The 21,089-nt window shown below is 32.4% G+C and carries 17 protein-coding genes; 11 read left to right on the top strand and 6 right to left on the bottom strand.

Annotated features, from left to right (window positions below; genetic code table 11):
• Positions 1-40: 40 nt before the first annotated feature.
• Together LG45_RS14540 and LG45_RS14535 are read right to left on the bottom strand one after the other, a co-directional pair.
• Positions 41-4,927, bottom strand: a complete 4,887-nt coding sequence (locus LG45_RS14540) for a PKD domain-containing protein (protein ID WP_165570813.1) — start codon at positions 4,925-4,927, stop codon at positions 41-43.
• Positions 4,928-5,722: 795 nt separating this feature from the next.
• Positions 5,723-6,715, bottom strand: a complete 993-nt coding sequence (locus tag LG45_RS14535; protein ID WP_035128368.1) for a TerC/Alx family metal homeostasis membrane protein — start codon at positions 6,713-6,715, stop codon at positions 5,723-5,725.
• A 282-nt stretch (positions 6,716-6,997) separates the two neighbouring features.
• On the opposite strand from LG45_RS14535, the gene LG45_RS14530 reads away from it, so the two are divergent.
• The 3 genes from LG45_RS14530 to LG45_RS14520 all read left to right on the top strand — a co-directional run bounded on the left by LG45_RS14530 (position 6,998) and on the right by LG45_RS14520 (position 8,478).
• Positions 6,998-7,378, top strand: a complete 381-nt coding sequence (locus tag LG45_RS14530; protein WP_035128366.1) for a DUF1801 domain-containing protein — start codon at positions 6,998-7,000, stop codon at positions 7,376-7,378.
• A gap of 11 nt (positions 7,379-7,389) precedes the next feature.
• On the top strand, positions 7,390-7,857 hold the full coding sequence (locus tag LG45_RS14525; RefSeq protein WP_240471885.1) for a response regulator transcription factor: 468 nt from the start codon (positions 7,390-7,392) through the stop codon (positions 7,855-7,857).
• A 93-nt stretch (positions 7,858-7,950) separates the two neighbouring features.
• Complete coding sequence (locus tag LG45_RS14520; protein ID WP_035128364.1) at positions 7,951-8,478, top strand: DUF4199 domain-containing protein; 528 nt, start codon at positions 7,951-7,953, stop codon at positions 8,476-8,478.
• Between the two features lie 51 nt (positions 8,479-8,529).
• Here the strand turns inward: LG45_RS14520 and LG45_RS14515 are convergent, their stop codons facing one another.
• A complete protein-coding gene (locus tag LG45_RS14515; protein WP_035128362.1) occupies positions 8,530-10,776 on the bottom strand; it encodes a M1 family metallopeptidase in 2,247 nt (748 codons plus the stop codon).
• Positions 10,777-10,868: 92 nt separating this feature from the next.
• On the opposite strand from LG45_RS14515, the gene LG45_RS14510 reads away from it, so the two are divergent.
• Genes LG45_RS14510 through LG45_RS14500 form a run of 3 tightly spaced genes read left to right on the top strand, consistent with a single transcriptional unit; the run spans position 10,869 to position 14,156 of the window.
• Positions 10,869-11,429, top strand: coding sequence for a GNAT family N-acetyltransferase (locus LG45_RS14510; protein ID WP_035128360.1), 561 nt, complete (start codon positions 10,869-10,871; stop codon positions 11,427-11,429).
• 31 nt (positions 11,430-11,460) lie between these two features.
• A complete protein-coding gene (locus tag LG45_RS14505) occupies positions 11,461-12,624 on the top strand; it encodes an ABC transporter ATP-binding protein (RefSeq protein ID WP_035128358.1) in 1,164 nt (387 codons plus the stop codon).
• Between the two features lie 11 nt (positions 12,625-12,635).
• Positions 12,636-14,156, top strand: a complete 1,521-nt coding sequence (locus tag LG45_RS14500; protein WP_035128356.1) for a hypothetical protein — start codon at positions 12,636-12,638, stop codon at positions 14,154-14,156.
• A 130-nt stretch (positions 14,157-14,286) separates the two neighbouring features.
• Here LG45_RS14500 and LG45_RS14495 read toward each other — a convergent pair whose 3' ends face one another.
• Positions 14,287-14,511 (bottom strand): VF530 family protein, encoded by a 225-nt coding sequence (locus tag LG45_RS14495; RefSeq protein ID WP_035128355.1) that lies wholly within the window; start codon positions 14,509-14,511, stop codon positions 14,287-14,289.
• Between the two features lie 121 nt (positions 14,512-14,632).
• Positions 14,633-15,274 carry a porin family protein gene (locus LG45_RS14490; protein ID WP_035128353.1) on the bottom strand — a complete coding sequence of 214 codons (642 nt, stop codon included), beginning with the start codon at positions 15,272-15,274 and terminating at the stop codon, positions 14,633-14,635.
• Positions 15,275-15,416: 142 nt separating this feature from the next.
• On the opposite strand from LG45_RS14490, the gene smpB reads away from it, so the two are divergent.
• A complete protein-coding gene (gene smpB / locus LG45_RS14485; RefSeq protein WP_035128351.1) occupies positions 15,417-15,872 on the top strand; it encodes an SsrA-binding protein SmpB in 456 nt (151 codons plus the stop codon).
• A gap of 78 nt (positions 15,873-15,950) precedes the next feature.
• The gene (locus LG45_RS14480; RefSeq protein WP_035128349.1) at positions 15,951-17,000 is read left to right on the top strand and encodes a Fic family protein; all 1,050 of its coding nucleotides are present in this window, start codon (positions 15,951-15,953) and stop codon (positions 16,998-17,000) included.
• A gap of 27 nt (positions 17,001-17,027) precedes the next feature.
• Here the strand turns inward: LG45_RS14480 and LG45_RS14475 are convergent, their stop codons facing one another.
• On the bottom strand, positions 17,028-17,669 hold the full coding sequence (locus LG45_RS14475) for a protein-L-isoaspartate(D-aspartate) O-methyltransferase (RefSeq protein ID WP_035128489.1): 642 nt from the start codon (positions 17,667-17,669) through the stop codon (positions 17,028-17,030).
• 132 nt (positions 17,670-17,801) lie between these two features.
• Between LG45_RS14475 and LG45_RS14470 the strand changes: the two genes are divergently transcribed.
• From LG45_RS14470 to LG45_RS14460, 3 genes are all read left to right on the top strand, one after another.
• Positions 17,802-18,770 (top strand): Gfo/Idh/MocA family protein, encoded by a 969-nt coding sequence (locus LG45_RS14470; protein WP_035128347.1) that lies wholly within the window; start codon positions 17,802-17,804, stop codon positions 18,768-18,770.
• An 81-nt stretch (positions 18,771-18,851) separates the two neighbouring features.
• A complete protein-coding gene (locus LG45_RS14465) occupies positions 18,852-19,742 on the top strand; it encodes a 3-hydroxyacyl-CoA dehydrogenase family protein (RefSeq protein WP_035128346.1) in 891 nt (296 codons plus the stop codon).
• An 85-nt stretch (positions 19,743-19,827) separates the two neighbouring features.
• The gene (locus tag LG45_RS14460; RefSeq protein WP_035128344.1) at positions 19,828-21,045 is read left to right on the top strand and encodes a DUF1015 domain-containing protein; all 1,218 of its coding nucleotides are present in this window, start codon (positions 19,828-19,830) and stop codon (positions 21,043-21,045) included.
• Positions 21,046-21,089 lie beyond the last annotated feature (44 nt).

Here is a 21,089-nt window from a genome sequence, read left to right as displayed (position 1 = left end):
TTAAAAAGAGGTAGGCAGTGCCTACCTCTTTTTGGTTAATCTATTCAATAACAAGTTTTTTCTGTGTCAAGAGTACACCATCTTGTTTTACAACTACTATGTAAATACCCGATGGATAAGAACTCGTATTAAGTTGTAAATCTCCTACAGACGAAGATAATACATTTGTACTTATACTTCTGCCTGCAATATCATAAATTTCTACCGTAGCCGCTGGCGAACTCAATCGGTAACTTAGCGTAACTAAATCGTTAGCAGGGTTAGGGTAAAGTGTCAACTCTTGTTGCACCAACGTTTTATGCTCTAATGTTGCATCAGTAGTAACTATTTTGCTCGATATAGAATCACAAGTAGGTACTATTACAGAAACATCATAAATACAATCTATAAAGCCCTCTTTACCATTAGGTACTGCGCCTTGAATAGTCCAATGCGTCGTCCCACCAACGAAAGGATTTTGGGGAATTACTGTAAAAAAGAAAACGTTAAATCCTGGTTGTATGGTAATCGTAGAAGGCAACACCAAGACATTGTTTAAATCATCCATTACGGTAGCTTGGTACGCAACGGTTGAATTACTTACAACTTGAACTTCAAAAGTAAACGAACAATAAGGAGTTTCGTTTTTAACCACATTTTTAACATCAACGAAATCTATTTTACATTTGTCACATTTGGTAGTAGAATAATCTAATGGTGCAGATTCTGCTTTACAATCACCTGTACTCACAGTAAGCGTATACAGACCGTCTTTTATTAAAGTATAAGGAGTGGCAAACGAGTCATTGCCTGCATCCTCCGCATTACTGTTAAGATTCCAACTCCAATGCGCTAAAGGCAAGGTTGGCCCTATTAAATAATTAGTTTCTGTAGTACAATCGTTGTAACAACCTGATGGAAAAATCCACAGGTAATTTTCTGGATTTTTAGGCACATCTACTTCGGCGGTAAAGCTACATCCGCCAAGGGTAGCAGTAACACTGTAGGTACCACCGTCGGGAACTGTAATCATTTCTATATGTTCACCATTGCTCCAATTATAGGTAATATCTTCGCTATTCGGACTCGGAACGGCTTTAATAACTACTTGATAAGGGTCGCAGGTTATGCTTACATCAAACGCGATGTCATAAATACCCTCAACAATACTGATAACTTGAGAAGCCGAATTAGTGCAACCTTGTGGCGAAGTAACAACAACTTCTACGGTATAATCGCCAACAGGCAATAAATTAGTAAATACAGCTTCGGTGAGATTATTAAATTGACTGTACAAACTATTATTTACATACCATTGGATAAGGGAAGCATTGGTGTTTACTCTTATGCTTACATCTTCGCCTTGGCAAAAAGAAGTTGCTCCTAAAAGTTTTACAGTAGGTAAGGTATTAAACAATGGTTTGATTTGAGTAGGTGTATCATAAGAACAACCGTCTACACTCTCTACTTTTACCCAATAAAAGCCAGTTGAAGTAACGGTCAACTCATCACTATTAGCAGCTCCAACTACAGGTTGATTACCATCCATCCAAGTATAATTAGCTACATCACAGAAATCATTATTAGGTTGGTACTTTAAAGTAACCACTTGTCCTTGACAAACTGTTGCAGAACTTGGTGTCGCCACAACATCACCAAAAAAACATTTTTTAGGAATATAAACTGATACTGGTATAATGCGACTGCAACCAAACTGATTGGTAACAGTACAAGTTACATTATAGGGAGCATTAGGAGTAGTAAATACTCTTGATGGAGAAGACAATGTATTTTGTGAACCGTCTCCAAAATCCCAAAGTATTGATGTTCCTGTACCCTGTGGTATACTCAATTCAAACAAGACAGCAGTATCATGACAATTAATGTCCAAATTATCGTTCACTTCTATATCTAAAAAAGGATCTACACCTTGCAAGTTAACAGTATATTCCTTAGAGCAGGTAAAAGTAGTGGTATTTGGGTATAAGCCATCAACTTCTTGGCGAAACACATAATTACCCGCTGGTAAATTACTGATTTCGTTAATGGTTAAACTAGGATCATAAGTTACAGGTCCGGTAAAAGAAGAGGCACTTGCTAGTTTATAATAAAAACGAACATCCTGCGAGAGTACTGGTGCAAAGAAAGTGCTGTTGTCTAAAAAGTTTATATCAAACGTATTGTCTTCATCTGAACATTTAACAGTATAGGAGAATTCTGGTAAGTAAGGAATCACTACATCTTGTATTTTAGTAATAAAACCTGTTCCTCCTTCTTGACAAGGATAATACACTTTATAAATTATTTTGTAATTCCCAGGTTTCCCTGTTAAACCAGTACTAGTCAAAGTATAATCACTTGGCGCTGGACCGAGTACTTCCCACACTTCATTTAAAGGCGTTCCAGTATATGTGCCACTAAAAGTAATGGTGCCACAGGATGATAAATAAGAATCATTAGATACGCTTTCAGGAATAGTACAAGATGGACCAGAACAAATTTGTGAAATATAAATCGGGTTAGAAATTGTAATACAATTATTGGTATTGGTTACTTGAAACGTGTAAGTTCCAAAACCCATGTCAGGAGTAACATTTAAGGAGATACCTGTTTGGGCAGGAACTAGAGGGTTTCCATCTTTTAACCATACAAAAGATACTCCTGTTGTATTAGAAGATACTGCTATAGTAGCATCAATATCATCTTCTATACAAAAAGCATTTGCAGAACTTGTTAAAGTAGCAATTCCTGGTGGGTTGGGTAAAACAGTTACCGTAATTGATTTAGTATTAGTTTTACCACAACCGTTTGCATCTGCAATAAATGCAGTTACTACTTGGTCAATACTTACCGTAGAAGTATTAGTTAAAGTAGTAGTATAATAAAATTGTCCAGCTGGTGTTGTAAATTCGCCAGAACCTAAGTTCCATGTAACAACATCTGTTGGTACTAATGGCACACCGTTGTTAGATACTACAGTAAAAGTAACTGAATAAAGAGCACCAGCACATATAGGATTAGTTGGAGTGGTAATATCAATCTCTGTTTTTGGATATAAAATAATTGGTTTTATAAACTGAGGTGCAGGACTAATGTTACACTTACCGATAGTTAGTATCAAATCTACATTAGTTACATTGGTTACATTATTCCAAGTTACATCAACAGCATTTGTACCTTGACCGCTAGATATACTTCCTAACGAAGGATTAGAAATACTCCATGTATAAGTATCTCCAGAAGTGTGCGCAGTTGTAGTAGTTGGCACTAAAGCTTGGTAGCTAGCAACAGAACTAGAGCAAACCGCTCCAAAGTCACTAGAAATTACTGCAGTTACAGGAATTTGATTGATGGCTACAGTAAAAGGAGTAGAATTACATTCTACAGGTGAAAGAGATTTTTTATAAACTGAAATTATAGCTGGGAATGTACCTGTAAAGGTAATGTTCACTTGTTCTCCTGTAGTGGCTCCAATAATAGTACCATTGGTTACAGCCCATTCATAATCGCCTGCACTGTCTGGATTTTGTATCGAATAAGTGTATGGAGCATTGGGACAAACTAATAAATCTCCATCCACGCCTTCTGGTGTCTCAGGAGTTGCAAAAACAGTAATTGTTTTTTGTTCACCAGGACAATAATTATCGGCGTTGGCAGTCAAAATATAATTACCTGGTTCTGTAAAAGGATATTCAAAAAAATCCGAACTATAAACATTATACAAAACACCGCCTGTATCAGAAGTCAGTGTCCAGTTTGCAATAACACCATCAGTATTAAAATAGGTAGCGGTAGCATATTGGCATAAGGCTTCTTCTCCAATAATTTCCAATGCTTTTCCAACCTGAATAACAATTTCTGCTTCTCCACTACAATGCAACAATGTATTGGTGTAGGTAACTCTTAAAGTTAATGTTCCTGTTACATTTGGAACCACAATAATTTCATTTCGTTGATCGGTTTGAAATATCTCTCCTAAATTATTGGCCACATTACCAACAATCTGCCACTGAAAATCAGTAGTTGGCCACTGTGGTAAACTATACCTTCCTTGTTCACCTAAACAGATATTGGTTGGACCTTCTATAGTTCCATTTGTTTGAATAACTGGAATCTTAATTGTAGTTGGCAAAAGACACGGTAAATTACAATCTTGCGGATTAAAAGTAACATAACCAAAACCATCTTGATCTACATCATCCCAAATAACTTCCACATTGCCTCCTTGCTGGGACAAAATGTGTCCACCAACTACAGACCAATTGAAGTTTTCATTACAAATTTGCATTCCATCAAAAGGTAATGAGTAAGTCTGCGTTTGATCTTCACAAATTACCGAAGGACAAGAGATATCAAAACCTTTGTCTTTTACAACTATCTCTGTTTTGTAAACGCTTGTACAATTACATTCATTTCCAACGATAAGAATAACTTCATAAGTACCGTTTGCAGCATAAGAATGTGATGGTTGAAATGCAGTAGAGCTAGTATCATCGCCAAAATCCCAATAATAACTAACTAAATTAGTACCATTATTAGCGGTAGACAAATTAACAAAATTAATAATTTGATCACTACATGTATAAACTGGTTGTGACTGTCCACCTGGAGCTATTTCAAAAAGAGCCGTTGGAATTAAAATTTTCTTAATGCACAGCGTTTTATTAATTATACTATTGCCATTAGTAACTGTGAAGGAAAGTGAACCGTCTCCAAATGCACCCCAAGTTACAGTACAAGAACTTTCAGTAACATATGACAGGACACCTCCAACGGCATTCCATGTGGTACTAGCACCAGCTGGCAAGTTAGAAAGTGAATAGGTCACAGTACTGTTTTCACATACCCGAATACATTCAGAAGGTGAAATGTCGGTAAAGAAAATTCTTTTTTGATCATCGACACCATAAGTTTGGCATCCTACTTCTTTATCCCAGGAAATGAACATTCCGGGAGTAGTTTGTGATAGCGCACTATAACTAAATGCTAGTAGCAAAGTAATCAAAGTACAAGCAAAAAATAGCTTTTGCCTTAAATGGGGAAGTTGTTTAATCATAATCTTAGTGGTTGTTAAGTTGATTAGTAAAATTTGTCTAATTTATAAACTTAAAAACCAATACATTACGGTGTTTTATATGTATTTATTACGGTAAAATTATAATGGTACTCGAAAGTATAGGAAACATTAATTTTGAGGTAATTAAACACAATTACATATACTTTTAAAAGTTAGAAGTTATACAAAGTAATTTAAGTTAGTTGTAATTATTTACTCTTTCTCTATACTTTTTGTTATTAAAAAACTGCTCCTATGAGCGCTTTCACAAAGTAAATGCCTATCATCCACATAGACCAAGCAGACTTAAATTAATATTTGTATTTCAATAAATACCAACCTAAATTCTTTCTTAACATGAAGAAGTTGTTAAGTAAAGTAACCGTATAGATACCATTAACATACTTCTACTAGTATTGGTAGATAACATTAACAATCAACATATAGGAATAATTAAACAAGTAACAGTATAAAAACATATCCAAAAAGAATATGAATATAGCCAAATGATGTCACTTTAAAAATGATTTTACATTACGCCAAACAGAATAATTTAGAATGATACGAAAGTTTTTTTTCAAAAAAAAAGTTAATTCCATAAAAATTGACGATTCTTCATACTGCATAAATACAATTAACAAATTGATTATAAAGCAGATACGGTAAATAATATATTTAAAAGTACAACTATTTCTTTTCTGGATAAAGGACAGAAATAAGCACTGACAAAATCAATACTCCACAAATAACCAATAACGATACTACAGATTCAATGTGATAAAAAGGCGCAATAATCATTTTTAGTCCGATAAAAGAAAGAATGACAGCCAAACCATAAGATAATTTGCTAAACAAATGAATGAAATTGTCCAATAAAAAGAACAATGCTCTCAATCCTAAAATAGCAAAAATATTAGAAGTATAAAGTATAAATGGATCGTTAGAAATAGCAAAAATAGCCGGAATTGAATCTACTGCAAATAGTAAATCAGTGAACTCAATAACAGTCACAACCACCAACAATGGTGTAGCAAACTTTTTACCATTTTCATAGGTAAAGAATTTATCACCATCATATTTATCACTTACATTGAAAAATTTTCTTATCAATCGAGCTCCTTTAGTATTATTATAATCCTCATCATCATCAGTTGCGCCAGACGACCAAGATTTTATTCCAGCATAAACTAAAAACAAACCAAAAAGCGTCATTATGATATTAATATCATATTTAAACGGAGCTATTCCAAAATAAGCTATTATTTTATTCAAATAGGTCAACTCAATTAAAAAAGCACCCGAAAAAATGAAGATAGCACGCAAAACCAACGCACCAATAATTCCCCAAAACAATACTTTATGTTTACTAGAATTGGCAACATCAAAGAATTTAAAAACTAAGATAAATACAAATAAATTATCTACAGAAAGCGCTTTCTCTATCCAATAAGCCGATTGAAATTCATAGAATTTTGTGGCACCTGCGTAATAATAAACCAATCCACTAAAAATCATAGAAAGCGAAATCCAAACTAATGACCAAGAAACCGCTTCTTTATTGGTTACTTCATGACTTTTTTTATTAAATAATCCTAAGTCGATCAATAGCATAATTACCACTGCTATTCCAAATGTGACTATAAGCCAAGGATGTTCTTCTAAAATTGGGTGATTGTTCATCTAAAAAATGTATTACTAATTTATTGCTTTTTTACCTAAAATAATCGTTCAAATAAATACGATTTCCTTTAAATTGAAATAATTGGAACCAAATAAGTAGCGAAAATATAGAAAATTTGTCGAAAAAAAGAACGTTTAACAATTCCTAAAATAATTCTTTATTAACTAAATAACAATCAGCAGTTTATATTAAATTTATTTATCAAATAGAGGTTAAATTTTATACTTAAATTTTAAATTGATACTTTTATAGTGCAAAACAAATAACTACTTTGAGATACCATGTCCAGTAAAAACGTAACCGACTTTATAGCCAACTTAGACCATCCGTTTAAAAAGGAATTTCTAGAACTGCGAAAAGTGATTTTAGAAAATATTCCTAATGGCAACGAACACATAAAATGGAATGCACCAAGCTATCAAATAAACGATACCGATTTTTTAACTTTCAAATTAATGCCACCCAAGAACATTCAACTTGTTTTTCATCGCGGAGCTAAAGTCAAAGAAATGCCAAAAGACAAATTAATAGAAGATGCATTTGGACTTTTAAAATGGGCTGCCAATGACAGAGCCGTTGCAACATTCAACTCGATGGAAGAGGTAGAAAATTTAAAATTCCAACTGATAGAAACAATCAATAAATGGGTGAAAGCACTTTAATATATTGCAAGTTGAACAAAATCAAACAAAATAAAGAATTTATTATGTATGCCATTTCGATGGCTATGCTGCTTTTATTATTACGTTTTCTGGAGTATAAATTTCTAATTTTACAAAACGAGTTTGGACTGTACATCGGAATCATTGCATTATTTTTTACTTTTTTAGGAATATGGGCATCCAACAAATTGACCAGTCCAAAAGTAAAGACCATAGTGATTGAAAAAGAAATAGTAGTTGAAAAAAGATTGGATTTTGTCGTTAATGAAGAAGAATTAAACAATCGAAAAATTAGCAAACGAGAATTGGAAGTTTTAGAATTAATGGCACAAGGTTTAAGCAATCAAGAAATCGCCTCTCGCCTATTTGTTTCATTAAATACTATAAAAACACATTCGTCCAATCTATTTCAGAAATTAGAAGTAAAACGACGCACACAAGCAATAGAAACTGCCAAGAAAATCGGAATTATTGAATAATACTTTCGGATGAAAAGCAATAAATCACTCAAAAGTATGACTGCATTTTATTCGAAAATTAAAACATTTGCATCCTAATCAAAAAATCTATTTATGAGAAACATCATTATCAAGTACGGAGTAATTGCAGGAACAATTGCAACACTATTTATGATTACATCAACCCTTTTGCACAATGATAATCCAAATTTTAAAAATGGAGAAATTATAGGCTACTCAGGAATGTTGATTGCTTTTATCTTTATTTTTATTGCCGTAAAAAGTTATCGAGACAAACAAAACAATGGAGTAATTTCGTTTGGTGAAGCCTTTAAAATTGGATTGTATATTACACTAATTGCTTCTACATTTTACGTAGTAACGTGGCTAATTGAATACTACTTTTTCATGCCCGACTTTATGGATAAGTTGATAAGTAGTACAATGGAAAATTTAAAAGCACAAGGTTTATCACCAAACGAAATCGCAGCAAAATCGAAAGAAATGGAAATGTACAGAGAATGGTATAAAAACCCTATTTTAGTAATACTGATGTCTTATATGGAAATTTTACCAGTGGGATTATTAGTAACTTTAATAAGTTCGCTAATTCTTAAACGAAAAAAAGCAAGAGAAGTATAACAAAAAAAAGGTACGTTTTACGTACCTTTTTTTTAAACAAACTATTTAAATTTAATCTTTTGTGAAGTTAAAAGTTTGCTCGCCTAATTTTAGAGCAAACCCTTTTTTATCATTGGTATATTCAACAGAAACTCCTGCTTCTTTCATAGAGAATTTTCCTTCACTATCTTCAATCAAACTAAGTGATGGCTGACCTTGAGCACTTAAAACTAAAAATCCATCTTCGCTACTAACATCAACTTTTATCGGAATTTGTTTGCTAGAAAATTTTCCGCCGTAAGCACTGAAATCTTTAGGTGTAAATATGCCATTCACAGCATTCGACCAAACATTATTCTCTGAATTAATATCAGGAAACACATGATTTGGATCTAATGTAATGCTTTCTAATTCTTCCGTAGTATTTACTTTAAAAGTCCACTCAACATTACGTTGCCAAATTTCTACAGGTAAATTAATTGTAGTTGTAGCACCGCTTTTAGTTTTAACTTCAGCAACAACAGGCATAGCCATTCTATCTAAATTATTGATAGTTACTAACGCACCATTTTTAGCATCATTTTTATTGTATCGCACTTTAGTAATCGCTTGATCCAATCTCCAGTTGTTGATAATCCAACCTCTCCAAAACCAGCTTAAATCTTCACCAGCAACATTTTCCATAGTTCTAAAGAAATCATCTGGTTGCGGATGTTTGTATGCCCAACGTTTGATATACTCTCTAAAAGCTTTGTCAAAACGCTCTTTCCCTAAAATATTTTCTCTCAACATAGTCAATCCAGAACCTGGTTTTAGGTAAGCAAGCAAACCAATATTAGCTTCTTTCATGTTATCTGGCGCAGTGAAAATCGGCTCATTATCTGTTCCAGTCATATATTCTGCCATGTTGTGCAAATTCATTGCTGGATCTTTATATTCACCATTATTAAAATCTTCACCACTTAACGAATTAATAAACGTGTTAAAACCTTCGTCCATCCAAGCAAATAAACGCTCGTTAGAACCAACTATCATTGGAAACCAAATGTGTCCAAATTCGTGATCGGTTACACCCCATAAATCTTTACCTCTAGATTCCCAACTACAGAAAACGATTCCCGGATATTCCATTCCGCCTTCATTTCCTGCAACGTTTGTAGCTGCTGGATAAGGATATTCGAACCAACGTTTAGAATAATTTTCTATAGATGCTTTAGTGTATTCTGTAGAACGTTCCCATCCATTATTTCCATTACTTTCTGCAGGATAAGCCGAAATTGCTAATGATTTTTTACCACTTGGCAAATTAATTCTTGCTGCATCAATAATAAATGCTGGCGATGAAGCCCAAGAAAAGTCACGCGAGTTTTTAATTTTAAATTTCCATGTTAAGGTATTTTTTCCTGCTGGACGAGAAGCTGCATTTGTAACTTCTTCGACAGAACGAATCATAACCGTTTTATCACTTGCTTTAGCAGTATTCCATCTTTTTTGTTGTTCGGCTGTGTAAACTTCTGTTGTGTTAAGTAAATCACCAGAACCTACTACAATATGACTTGAAGGTGCTGTAATTGCCACATCAAAATCGCCATATTCTAAATAAAATTCACCTGCACCAAGATACGGATTGGTATTCCAACCACGAACGTCATCATAAACACACATTCTTGGATACCATTGTGCGATTGTAAATATTTTGCCGTTTTTAGTTTCAAGAACTCCCATTCTATCCGAACCATATTCTGGAGAAACAAAAGAAAACTCTATTTTTATTTTTACACTTCCACCATTTGCTTTCAAACCTTGCGGCAAATCAACTTGCATTCTAGTATCGGTAATTGTAAAAGTGGTTTCTTTTTCAAATGATTTTCCGTTAACTGTAGATACAAGTTTAACCGATTTAATTTTATGTCCACCATCAAATTCTTGACCTTTTGCTCCATTTCTACTTCCGTTTAACGGAACAACAGCATTGCCACGAGAATCTTTACTAAATAAATTTTGATCTAAATACATCCACAAAAATCCAAGATTATCAGGACTATTGTTGGTGTAAGTCAACGTTTCAGAACCTGAAATTTCGTTTGTTGATTCATTTAAAGAAACAGCAATTTGATAATCAGCTCTATTTTGCCAATATTTTGCTCCTGGCTGACCACTTGCAGAACGAGTATCGGTTCCATCTTTAGAATAAAAACCGTTACCAAACGCCTCGTTGTAATTGTAGGTTGATAAAGGTTTTTCTTGCTGAGCATGTGCTAAAGAAAAAACAAAAACCAACGTAAATACTAATTGTACTTTTGCGAAAATGTGCTTCATAATTATATAAGTTTGATAGTTAGAACAAATAAATAAAAAAATGTTACACTATTTTTAGTTTTATGTTTAATTTCACAAAATATTATTTATTTATGTTAACAATAAACTTCCATCCGTTTAAAAATTTAGAAACCGAAAGATTACTGCTGCGTCGTTTAAATAAAGACGATGTAAATGAGGTTTTAGAACTTAGAGGAAATCCAGAAACCATGAAATTTATTCCGCGTCCTTTAGCAAAAACTAAAGAAGATGCTATGGTTCATATTGACATGATTGAAGACAAAATCGTTAATAATGTAGGTATAAATTGGGCAATAACAATGAAAGGTAATCCAAAAATGCTCGGAATTATCGGTCATTATAGAATAAGTGCCGAAAACCATCGTTGTGAAATGGGTTACATGATTTTACCACAATATCAAGGCAAAGGAATTGTTTCTGAAGCAATTGATGTAGTTTTAGAATACGGCTTTAACGATTTACAAATGCACTCGATTGAGGCCATTATCGATCCAGATAATACAGCTTCGGAACGTGTTTTACAAAAAAACGGCTTTGTAAAAGAAGCTCATATTTTAGAAAATGAATTGTATGACGGCAAGTTTTGGGACACCGTAATTTATTCGATATTAAAAAGAAATTTTAGAAAATAAAAAGAGAACCTATTTTAAGCGCAAAAAGTATATGAGCGAATTTGAAAAACAGTATGAAGAGTTATTGAACTTTCTAAAGTTTGAAGACTTTTCAATTTTAACTAAACGTATTATTGATTTAACTCTTGATACAGAAGATATTAATTATTACAAAAAGACAAATGACTTATTAATTTGGCTTGATCATAATGAAAATAATGTAGACGCAAAAAAGGTAAAATACCAAGAAATCCTCTCCGATTTACATCAAACACTGATTTCTAAACCTATTTTAGAAAAGAAAGTTTTAGTTTCTACATCCAATTTGCAGAAAAGTTACGGCAGTTCAAGTTTCGGATTAGGTCCAATTGATATGGAACTTCGTCAAGGTGAAATTCTAGGTTTGGTTGGCGAAAACGGTAACGGAAAAACGACACTTCTACGTTGTTTGTGCGGCGAACTATTTGCCACAAGCGGAAAAATAAATTATCATTTTAATTTTAAAGATGATTATCATTTACGAACTAAATTGGTTTACATTCCGCAAAGAACAGAAACTTGGTATGGTTCAATGTTTGAGAATTTGCAATTTACTGCTACAAATTATGGCTACAAACCAGAAGAAAATGAACTAGTTGTAGAACTAATCATCGCTCGATTGGGATTGCGAAAATTTAGAAATCACAGTTGGAAAAGCTTATCATCGGGTTACAAAATGCGTTTCGAATTGGCTCGAATGTTACTAAGAAAGCCCGAAATTTTACTAATTGACGAACCATTAGCCAATTTAGATATTCTTGCACAACAAACAGTTCTTGAAGATTTTAGATCGATTGCAAAATCGCCTTTTCGTCCAATTGGAATTGTATTGAGTTCGCAACAATTGTATGAAGTTGAAAAAACCTCCGATCAAGTAATTTTCCTAAAACAAGGAAAACAGAAAAATCTTCACGAAAAAGCCTCACAAGAAAATGAAGTTGTTGTGGCAAACAATTTAGTAATTGAATTTGAAAGCTCATTAACTCAAGGCGAACTTGGAACTATTTTTGAAAACTTAAATATGATTTCATTACAATTTAACGGTGGAACCTATATTGTGAATTTCCCAGACACTGTTTCGGTTTACGATTTCATGCAATTGGCAATTTCTCATAAAATTCCGTTGCAGTATTTCAGAAACATATCCAATTCTACTCGTCGCTTTTTTGTATCTTAAATTTCAAAATCATGTTTAAAAACATCCAAAAATACCTTCTAATAAATTATCCGTTATTGTGGAATACCAAAGTAGTTCCAACAACATTTATTTTAATAGTAATCAATCTAATTTTCTTCTTCATCGGACTTGAAAAAGGTAAACTTGACTTCTTCGAAAATGATAATAACTACACATACGATGACGAAGCGGTTGTAATTTTCTTCAGCATTTTAGTATCGATTTTACTCTTAATACTATGGCTTGTTTTTTATTTTAAGAATAATTCCTTTAAATCATTTTATCCTAAAAGAACGCTTTCTTTGTTTAAAGAATGGTGTATTGTATTGTTTATCAGTTTTTTAATTTCATTGTTTACTAGTTCTTATTACTACGGAAAAGATGTTAGAATGCGCAGTTATTTCACAGAACAAGAAGCTAAAAATCGTTGTGAAATATTAAGTAAAGCATCGTTTTTCGTAGAAGGTTCTTACTCTAATAATTATTACGATGAAGATTACGATGAAATCCCAGTTGCTGAAGCTTCAAAAGTATCAGTTATCGCGGCAGATACTGCTGTTGTTGCTAATGATTCTATAAAATTTAATGGTAAAAAATACAGCTATTTTTCTTTACTAAATAAAAACGTAAATAGTTACAGTTTCTTCGATCATGAATCCGATTCTATTCGTAAAAAAACGATTAAAACATGGTTAGTTAATCAGCAGAAAGATTCTATTAAATCAGTATTTAAGCAATATTTAGCCATTGCAAAGGAACACAATTTAAAAGGTAATATTGATGAAAATAAATGGTTAGATTTAATATATGATTATCCCAATTTTGTAAACTACAGAGAAATTGGAAGCAGTAATATGAATTACGAATATTATGACAATGTCAATCAGCCGCAAGACAGTTTAAACAAGTATATTAAAGTGGTTAATGGAGTTAAATATGAATATTACAAGTATTTTGTTCCAGAAAAAAGTTTGAACTACAATTATAGTAAAATTTCAGAAGCTTGGGTTGCTCCTAATATGAGCTTCGCCTCTATTTTAATATCATTTTATTTCGCCATCGGATTATCGCTTTTAATTTTTGGTTTTAGAGTAACCTCTGGAAGAAACTGGTTAATTGCAGTAATTAGTCTTGGTGTTATTTCAATATTATTGGGAATATTTAGCATAATTATCCGATCCGATTATAGTTTTGCCTTAGCTGTTATTTTGCTTACTCTTTTCACATTTATTTACTTTATTGTAACCATTTCAAGAAAGAAAAGTAAAAACATTTCGGGCGTGATTCTCAATGCAATGTTGTGGTTATTTCCGTCGTTTTTCCCTTTAATCTATTATGTCATTTTAGAAATTTTACGCGATTTGGCGCAAGCGCATCCAGTAGATTATTTGCTTAGCGAATACTATCCAGCAATTCAATTCTTGAAAGATTATGGTGTTATTTTCGCTTATTTAAACATAGCTTTTATAATTATTTTCATGCTCTTTTTATCCGTTAAAATAAAACAATGGCGTGGTTTAGCCGAAGGTTAAGGAGCGAATGGCTTGGTCATTATTTGCCGTCGTAATTCCTGCTGTACATTGCAATAAAAAAACCTTTCTGAACACCAGAAAGGTTTTTTTATTTCCATTCCCATCAGGGCTAAATAGCTTTCTGCATTGATTATTTGTTCAATTTAGGCAAAGTTCTAATGTATAATTCTTCGACTTTTTTTCTAGCCCAATCAGTTTTTCTAAGAAAAGTCAAACTCGATTTCACACTGGGATTATCCTTAAAACATTTAATATTTATAAGTTCAGCTAAAGTATCAAATCCATAAAAACCAACCAATTGCTCGATAATCGTTTGAAGTGTAATTCCGTGAAGCGGGTCTTTAGATTTTTCCATGAGGCAAAAGTACAATTATATGAAATTATATTAATGATTAAATCAAATAAAAAGTCACCATTCAATTAAGAACAGTGACTCTTATATCCCCGAATAAATTCGGAACTAACCAATAACTTTATTAAAAGACAAATTTAAATCCGAAAGAAAGTGGAGTCGTTAAAGTTGGATTACTTCCACCTAAAACACCATTATAAGTAGATTCAACATTTGCAACGTGAGCTAAAGAGAAATCTGTAATTGTTGTTTTTTCTCCAACTTTTGGATCAATAGTAGTAGAACTAAAGTTTGCTAAATTATATGAAAACTCAACTGAGAAATTTTTAGTTACGAAGAAATCAAAACCACCAGATGCTGCTACTCCAAATTGAGTAATTTTAGTATCTGCTTCTTTTTCTTTACCTGAAATAATTGGAGTAGCTATTTGTCCAAAGAAGTATAAATTACCCGCAACATTCCAATATTTTCTTACCAATGGCTCAACTACAATTAAGCTTGAATTTGCTAATGTACCTGTTCCATCTTCGGCTTTGATATTCATCATACCAACTCCAGCTCCTACAGCAACAGATGGTGTGATAAATGTTCCTACAATTGGCAATACAGTAATGTTTGTACTCTTAACATCGCCAGATTTAGTTTGAGTATAACCAAATTGTGAAGTAGCAAACCAAGCACCTTCTAATCCTTTATCCTCTTTTTCTTGTGCATTTACATTTAAACTCATTAAAGCAATTCCTGCTAATAAAAATAATTTTTTCATTTTGTTTTTGTTTTAAATTATAGGACAAATTTATTGTCAATTAATTATTTAAAAACTGATATAAATCATAGTTTGACTTTTTTTTTGATAGTAAATAAATTTCTTTTTTGTTTCATAAAATTGTTACTACATTTGCAACAATATGATTAAAACCGCCAATATACTTAACAAGAAAGCACGATTCGATTATGAAATCCTCGAAACCTATTCGGCTGGAATTGTTTTAACAGGTACCGAAATAAAATCCATCCGATTAGGAAAAGCCAACATTACCGAAAGTTTTTGCGAGTTTAATGACGACGGAGAACTATTTGCAATCAATACTTCAATTGAAGAATATGCTTTTGGAAATCAATTCAATCATAAAGCAAGAAGCGAACGTAAACTCTTACTTAACAAAAGAGAATTAAAAACGTTAGAAAAAAATGTGGATACTAAAGGATTAACAATAGTTCCATTACGCCTTTTTACCAACGAAAAAGGACTTGCCAAACTAGAAATAGGACTTTGCCGTGGTAAAAAAACGTACGATAAACGTGAATCTTTGAAAGAACAAGATACTAAACGCGATATCGATCGAATTAAGAAATCATTTTAATATTGAAAAAAATGTAGAAATGTTTTTTTTATCAAATATAGATGACTAAATTTGTCAAGAAAATTAATGTCATTTAACATGAAAACATTACTTAAAAATGCAAGAGAGAAAAAAGGTTTAAAAACCAGAGAAGTTGCTCAATTATTAGGTATTGATCAAGCATTAATTAGCAAGTTTGAAAACGGTTCAAGAAAACCAACAAAAGAACAAATAACAAAGTTAGCTTCAATCTTAGAAATTGATTTTGAAACTTTAATGGTTATTTGGCTTAAAGAACGAATTCTTTATGAAATTGGTGATGATGATTTGGCTCTAAAAGCAATATCATTAGCAGAAGAACAAATAAAATACAATGTTAGTTTTGTTAGAAAATCAATTTCTAAAAACCTTCAAAATCTTTTAAATGAAATTGATGTTTTAAAGAAAAAGCTAGATACTTTTAGAGAATTTGATAGTTTTAGAATTGCACAAGCGTTAGAACTAGAATACACCTTTGAAAGCAATAGAATTGAGGGAAATACATTAACATTACGTGAGACAGATTTAGTCATCAATGAAGGTTTAACGATTTCAGGAAAAAGTATGCGTGAACATCTTGAAGCGATAAATCACGTTGAGGCAATAGCTTATATCAAGCAATTAATGGAGCGTAATTTTCCTTTCAATGAAAGAGAATTATTATCTGTTCATAATTTAATTTTAAGAGGCATTATTCCAGAAGATGCTGGTCGATATAGAAGAGTTCAAGTTATGATAAAAGGTAGCAGTCACATGCCACCACAACCTTTTATTGTACCAAAAGAAATGGAAGATTATTTTATTTGGTACAGCGAAAATAAAGGTAAGTTACATCCTGTGATTCTTGCAGCAGAAATGCACGAACGTTTAGTAACTATTCATCCTTTTATTGATGGAAATGGAAGAACTTCTCGTTTGGTAATGAACTTAATTTTGCTACAAAACGGCTATGTAATTGCCAATATAAAAGGTGATTATGATTCAAGAATGAGTTATTATCAAGCTTTGGAAACCGCGCAAACATCAGGTAAAAAAGAAGATTTTTTACTATTTATTGCTCAAATAGAAAAAGAATGTCTAGAGCGTTATCTAGGAATTATAAGTAAATAAAAACCCACTTTTTAGTGGGTTTCTTCATTAATTTTTATTTTCTAATAAAGGTACAAATTTAAAATCCCCAAATTCATGTTTTTCAAATTGCGTTTCGTTTTTTCTAATCAACATTGTCATAACTTGATCTTTATCACCTACAGGAATTACCAGTTTACCACCAATTTTTAATTGAGCCATCAATGGTTTTGGGATAATTGGCGCACCAGCTGTAACAATAATACTATCAAAAGGTGCATGATTTGGCAATCCTTTATATCCATCGCCAAAGGACAAATGCTTCGGACGAATTCCTAGTTTTGGTAATAATAAAGAAGTAGTTTTAAACAATTCATTTTGTCTTTCAATCGAATATACTTTTGCTCCAAGTAAACATAAAACAGCGGTTTGGTAACCACTTCCTGTTCCAATTTCAAGAATTTTATCGTCTTTTTTAACTTCTAATAATTGACTTTGAAATGCGACAGTATAAGGTTGCGAAATAGTTTGTCCTGCTCCAATCGGAAACGCTTTATCTTGGTAGGCAAAATCTTCAAAGCTAGAATTCAAAAATAAATGTCTCGGAATTTTTTTTATTACTTCCAATACGTTTTTATCTGTAATTCCTTTTTCTTCTAAAACTTTAGCTAACTGATTTCTAAGTCCTTGGTGTTTATTTGTATCTTTCAATTTGGGCAAGTGTTTATTTTGTAAAATTAACTTTAAAATCACAAAATGCAAGTTCCAAATTCTAAAAACTTTTTAAACTCTTAAACTTTTAAACTTTAAACTAAAATTGTACTTTTGATAAAATTTAATTCTATGCTTAAAGTTGGCGTTTTAGGTGCTGGTCATCTCGGAAAAATACATTTACGATTATTAAATCAATCAGAAAAATATGAATTAGTTGGTTTTTATGATGAAAATCACGAAAACGGAGCTAAAATTGCTGCCGAATTTGGGTACAAACAATTTGATACTATTGCCAAATTAATTCACGCTGTTGATGTTATTGACATTGTCACTCCTACTCTTTCGCATTACAAATGTGCTAAAGTTTCTATAAAATCGGGCAAACATGTTTTTATTGAAAAACCAATTGCTACAACCGTTGAAGAAGCTGAAGAAATTATTGCTTTAGCAAAAGAATATAACGTAAAAGGTCAGGTTGGTCATGTAGAACGATTCAATCCGGCATTCATTGCTGTGAAAGATCAAATTGAAAATCCAATGTTTATTGAAACGCATAGACTTGCCGAATTCAATCCACGTGGTACCGATGTTCCTGTGGTTTTGGATTTGATGATTCACGATATTGATGCCATTCTGAGTGTCGTAAAATCAAAAGTTAAAGCCGTTCACGCAAGCGGAGTTTCCGTTTTAAGTCATTCGCCAGATATTGCCAATGCTAGAATTGAGTTTGAAAACGGTTGCGTTGCCAACATTACTTCAAGTAGAATTTCGATGAAAAACATGCGTAAGTCGCGTTTCTTTCAAAAAGACGCCTACATTTCTGTTGATTATTTAGATAAAATATGTGAAGTTGTAAAAATGAAAGAAGCACCAGAAGTTCCTGGTGATTTTGATATGATTTTACAAAATGCTGAAGGAGAAAAAAAACAAATCTATTTCAACAATCCTGATGTTTCTCCGAACAATGCCATTTTAGACGAATTGGAAACTTTCGCAGATGCAATAGTAAATGATACCACCCCAATTGTAACTTTAGAAGACGGAACTGAAGCATTGCGAGTGGCTTATATGATTATTGATTCGATGAACGAAAAATAATATTGACCGCAAATTCGTAAATTAAAAAATAAAATTTGTGAATTTGCAATGGAATAAATTAAAACAAACTAAACAAACATAATGAAAACAATAGCTGTAATAGGCGCAGGAACAATGGGTAACGGAATTGCCCACACTTTTGCACAAAGCGGTTTTACCGTAAAATTAATCGATGTTTCCGAAAAATCTTTAGAAAAAGGAATGGCAACAATTGCTTCCAACCTTGACCGAATGGTTACAAAAGGAACAATTACTGAAGATGATAAACACAAAACCATTGGAAATATAATTACTTACACCGACATAAAAGATGGCGTTGTTGGAACGGATTTAGTAGTTGAAGCTGCCACAGAAAATGTAACGTTAAAATTAAATATCTTCAAACAATTGAGTGAAGTTTGCGACCATAATGTGATTTTGGCAACAAACACTTCCTCAATTTCTATTACTCAAATTGCAGCACAAGTAGTTCATCCTGAGCGCGTAATTGGAATGCATTTTATGAATCCGGTGCCGATTATGAAATTGGTTGAAATCATCCGTGGTTATTCTACTTCAGATGAAGTGACTAAAATCATCATGGATTTATCTATAAAATTAGGAAAAACTCCAACAGAAGTAAACGATTATCCAGGATTTGTTGCTAACAGAATTTTGATGCCAATGATTAACGAATCAATTGAAACATTATACAATGGCGTTGCCGGAGTTTCTGAAATCGATACGGTAATGAAATTGGGAATGGCGCATCCAATGGGACCATTGCAATTAGCAGATTTTATAGGATTGGACGTTTGTCTTTCCATTCTAAACGTAATGTACGATGGATTTAAAAATTCAAAATATGCTCCTTGCCCACTTTTAGTAAATATGGTAATGGCCGGAAAACTCGGAGTAAAATCGGGTGAAGGTTTCTACGATTATTCTGAAAGTAAAAAAGCAGAAAAAATTGCCAAGCAATTTTCAAAGTAATTAGTAAATAGTGATTAGTGAATAGTATTTAAACTATGACTACTAATTGCTAATCACTAATTACTAATCACTAATCACTCAAAAAATGAGCAAAATAATTCCTTTCAAAGCCGTTCGTCCTACGCCAGATAAAGTGGCATTAGTAACTTGTAGAAACTACGATGATTATTCTCCTGCAGAACTGGCTTCGTGGTTGGATTTCAATCCGTATTCATTTTTGCACGTGATTAATCCGGCTTATGTGCATTCTCAAAAAATCACTTTGGACAAACGTTTTAAAGGAGTTTCGCTCAAATATCAGGATTTTAAAAACGACGGTATTTTTATGGAAGAAGAAAAGCCAGTCTTCTTTTTGTATGAAATTCAGACTAAAAACCAGTCGTTTACAGGAATAGTTGCTGGAACTTCTATTGAAGACTACAAAAACAATGTCATCAAAAAACACGAAGATACCTTACAATATCGAGTAGAATTATTCAAGGATTATTTGCATCAAACAGGTTTTAACACAGAACCAGTTTTAATTACATATCCAGATAATGCTGCTGTAAATTCATGGATAACTGAAAAGAAAAAAGAACAGCCAATCTATCATTTTTCGACAACAAACAAAGAAAAACATACACTTTGGAAAATTGAAACCGATGCAGAAATTACTTGGTTAGAAAATCAATTTGAAAAAATTCCAGAATTATATATTGCCGATGGACATCATCGTTCGGCTTCGGCAGAATTACTATACGATCAAAATAAAGCTTTAGGAAATGAAAACTTAAATAATTTTATGAGTTTTCTAATTGCTGAAAGTAACGTTAAAATATACGAATTCAACCGAATTATTCGCGATTTAAATGGTAATTCGAAAGAAGATTTTCTACAAAAATTATCTGAAAATTTCATTATTAAATCCAAAGAACAAGAATTGTGGAAACCGCAAAGTAAATTTGAATTTGGAATGTATCTAGACGGTGCTTTTTATGCCCTTTTTTATAAATTAGAAAAAAATACTAATTCGTTATTAGAAAATCTCGATGCTCAAATTTTATATGATAAAGTGTTGCAACCCATTTTAGGAATTGAAGATTTACGAAACGACGAACGCATTGAATACATTCCTGGAAAACAATCCATTTTAACAATAAAAGAATTGGTTGACGAAGGCGAATTTGAAGTAGGATTTATGTTATTTCCAAGTGATATTTCAGAGATTAAGGCATTGGCAGATAATAATTTAATCATGCCGCCGAAATCAACCTATATTGAGCCTAAATTTCGCAGCGGATTGATGGTTTATGAATTGTAGAAAGCTGGAAGATGGAAGCTGGAAGATGGAAGTTCAGAAATAGA

This window comes from Flavobacterium aquatile LMG 4008 = ATCC 11947 (assembly GCF_000757385.1).
Classification (GTDB): Bacteria; Bacteroidota; Bacteroidia; order Flavobacteriales; family Flavobacteriaceae; genus Flavobacterium; species Flavobacterium aquatile.
The sequence above is the reverse complement of the archived record's forward strand: the minus strand, read 5'-3'. Positions and strand labels throughout refer to the sequence as shown.